Annotated in this window: 3 protein-coding genes; 2 read left to right on the top strand and 1 reads right to left on the bottom strand. The window is 43.3% G+C overall.

Annotated features, from left to right (window positions below; translation table 11 throughout):
• Positions 1 to 452: N-acetyltransferase (locus ACJ751_RS11625; RefSeq protein ID WP_407745664.1), on the top strand; the 452-nt coding region annotated here is incomplete at its 5' end.
• 37 nt (positions 453 to 489) lie between these two features.
• Here the strand turns inward: ACJ751_RS11625 and ACJ751_RS11620 are convergent.
• Positions 490 to 1,155, bottom strand: a complete 666-nt coding sequence (locus tag ACJ751_RS11620; RefSeq protein ID WP_407745663.1) for a phosphatase PAP2 family protein — start codon at positions 1,153 to 1,155, stop codon at positions 490 to 492.
• A gap of 313 nt (positions 1,156 to 1,468) precedes the next feature.
• Between ACJ751_RS11620 and ACJ751_RS11615 the strand changes: the two genes are divergently transcribed.
• Positions 1,469 to 3,646 (top strand): TonB-dependent receptor domain-containing protein (locus tag ACJ751_RS11615; RefSeq protein WP_407745662.1); only part of this gene is annotated, 2,178 nt, incomplete at its 3' end.

The raw sequence follows: 3,646 nt of genomic DNA, 5'->3' as shown, positions 1-3,646 counted from the left end.
CAGCAACTGCAAGGGAAAAATATACCGGCAAAGTGCCGCCGGCCCAATTGAAGGATTATATCCAGAAAAAATTTAGTACCGGGGCATTGCATGTAGACATGAATAGCCTCTCGAACCAGTTCCTGGTGGTTAATGCCGATGGCGAGGTAGCAGGTTATGCCCGCGTTACCTCTAAAGGCAGCCGACCGGAGATCTTCAATGGCAAAAGCATCATGCGGATCGCCGACTTCGCGGTGTTGAAGAAGTTTGATGACATTCAGGTAAAAAAGAGCCTGTTTGAAAAATGTCTTTCTATTTGCGGTCTGCAGCAAATAGTATGGATAGGGGAGTATGAACAAAACCCCGACCTGGAATTTTTTGCCAGTTACGGGTTCGTGAAAAACAGTGCTGTCACCGGTGTCGATGAAGTAGGCCTGCCCCTGGTTTATATGGTGAAGGAAAAGATTAAATAACTAAAATGGTCCTGGCTCAACCGGGACCAGCTTATTTTCACAAACGTTTTACCAGGGAAATACCAAATGCTCCATTGTTATAAGTAGGAAGAATAATGGCATTTGAGTGCTGTTTAAGGGTGAACAGCCGTTTTATTTTCGGATAAATAAAGTAAGTAAAGTCAGTAGACAATATGCCTACACCAGCGGCTGCCACCACATCACTCAGCCAGTGTTTATTATTGTACATTCTCAGAATACCAATAGACGCAGCCAGTGCATATCCATAAACACCATACCAAGGCGATACATCTTTATATTCTAATCGCATAAATTCGGCGCCTGTAAATGCATTGGAAGTATGCCCTGAAGGGAAGGACTGGTTGCTCTCGCCATTAGGTCTCATTTCCCCACTGATCTTTTTTACGGAAGCTACTACGGAGCTTTGAATTAATTCGGCCATGCCAAATATAAGCGCCCGGTCGGTAAAATTATGTCTGCCTTTTACGCCTGCAAAGCCAAGGGCAAACGTACTTGCAGCAGGCGCCCATTGTAAATAATTGTCAATATGGATCAGCTGATGAGGTTGTTTAGTCCAGATCTCTTCTTTGATCGCTTCGTTCCAGTCCTGGAACCCGTCAAATTTAATGGCAACTACCCCATACGTGATCATGGCGCCCGGTATAATCAGGGAACGCCAGGTGACAACTGGTTTAGTTGTCATTTCAGGTGAATAATTAGGGGAAATAGAATCGACAGCGGGAGAATGAGTAGTTTCTTGTGAAAACGCCACAAGACAACTCGTGATCAAACAAATGGACAACAATATCTTTCTAAACAAATCAGTGGATTTTAACAACTAAAAATCTTTAGCAATTCTGTAGCAATGCTGAAGGATAGCATTGACTATTGTTTTAATATATAGTAACGTATTTCAGGGTAACTTATTACCGGCGTTTAAAGTTATCCTGCATAGTCAGGAAGTCTTCAAATTTCCTTTGTAGGTTTGCTTTCAACTTAGATACAACTTTACTTTAATGAAAGCGATCCTTATCTGTTTGTTTGTATGGCTCTCTGTAAACCTGCAGGCTCAATCAACGGCACATGCAGGGGAAAATGGAAAAATAACCGGAAAAGTAATTGACTCTGTAACAAAGGCGCCGCTGGAATATGCTACTATCACCATAATGGATAAAGCATCTGGCAAAATATTGACAGGTGGCGCCAGTAATGATGCAGGCGTATTTACCATTACCAGCGTAGGGACAGGTGAGTATACCATTATTATAGAATCCATCGGTTATCAAAAGGCAATCCTGTTGTCGGTGCCCGTGGAAAAAAACAAAACGGTGGAACTGAAATTGATCAGGCTGGTGAAGAAAGGCCAGGACCTGTCAACCGTGACTGTAACCGCTAAAGCGAAACTGATAGAAAATAAAATTGATAAACTGATCTTCAACGCTGAGAAAGACCTTACCTCCGCAGGCGGCGTGGCTACCGATCTGTTGAAGAAAGTGCCGCAGGTATCGGTAGATGTAGACGGGAATGTGCAACTGGCCGGTAATGGCGGTGTTCGTTTTTTGATCAATGGTAAACCTTCTACCGCTTTTGGCAGCAATGTGGCTGACGTGCTGCAATCCATTCCCGCCAGCCAGATCAAAAGTATTGAAGTGATCACCAACCCCGGCGCACGCTACGATGCGCAGGGTATGGGTGGTATCATTAATATTATCTTAAAAACAAATACGGTAAGAGGCATTAATGGAAACGTTTCGCTCACTGCAGGCACCCGGGCGGAGAACGGGGCCGTAAATTTCAATGCACGCAATAAGAGTTTTGGCCTCAACGCATTTGTCAGTGGTAACACAAGACTTCCCGTAAGCACGCCTTATACCAGTGCGCGTAATTCAACCGATACAGTGGGTAAAACCAATACACTGTTGTTGCAAGATGGTAATACAAGACTAAAGCGGTATGGGCTTGAATCAGGAATGGGCTTCGACTGGACGTACAAAAAGCATAATAGTTTTTCGGCCAATGTTAACTACGATATTTTTGGCACCAGCACCCGCGGTCTTATTGACCAGGTACAGCAAAACAGTACTTATAATGGCGGCTTATTAAGTAACCTTGTTACACTTAATAATACCAACAATCGCAACCGCTCCCATAATGTAGACCTTTCGTTCAATTATAAAAGAACATTTGCAAAAGAAGACCAGGAACTGGAATTCGCTGTCAATTCAAGTATAGGCCGTACACAGGGAAATGCAGCCAATGAACAATTCTATATGCCGCAGGATTCGCTGTATTACGGGGTAATGAACAGCAATCCCGGTAAAGAAAATGAAACCCAGCTAACCCTGGATTATACCCAGCCATTGACTGAGAAAATACAATTTGGAACAGGTGTTAAAGCTACCTTTCTTGATATCAGCAGTGAGGCCGCTGCCTGGGGGTACAATCCATTGGATAAAGATTATTTCTATGCTGATGCGCTCTCAAACAACCTGCGCTATCACCAGCAGGTATATGCCGGGTATGCAGAAGTAAGTTTTCCGGTAGGGACATTATTTGAAGTAAAAGCCGGTGGGCGGTATGAGCGCACCGAAATAAACTCATATTATTCCAATGCACAACAACAGGTGAAAAAGCCGGGTTATAATACCTGGGTGCCTTCCTTATTCCTGTCAAAGAAAGTAGGAGAAGACCAGACAATTAAACTGAGCTATTCAAAACGAATAGAAAGACCTGATTATGGCGATCTGAATCCATTTATCAATACAAGCGATCCCAAGAATATTACCTCTGGTAATCCTTATTTATTGCCGGAGTTGGGCCACCGGGTTGAACTAAGTTATAGTCGCAATATGGGCAATGTAGGTTCGGTGATATTGACCGGTTTTTACCGGCGCAACCGGCAGGATATTCAGCCATATGTAAAATATTATCCTTCGCTGGTTGTAGGTGATTCAACATATTACAATGTATCGGTAAGTACCCGGGAGAACATCGGCACGGAAGATAATACCGGTCTGAATGTATTTTCTGATGTACATCTCACCAACAAACTGAGCCTGCGTACGAACTTATCCTTTTATCACCGGAAAATATTCAATGCAATCGATGTTGGACAAAGCCGTACTTCGTTCAACTACCGCACCAATTTGAATGTGACTTATCAGTTTACCAATCTGTTGGCAGGTGAGTTCTTT

This window comes from Niastella sp. (assembly GCF_045805085.1).
GTDB lineage: Bacteria > Bacteroidota > Bacteroidia > Chitinophagales > Chitinophagaceae > Niastella.
This window is presented reverse-complemented; position numbering and strand designations above follow the sequence as displayed.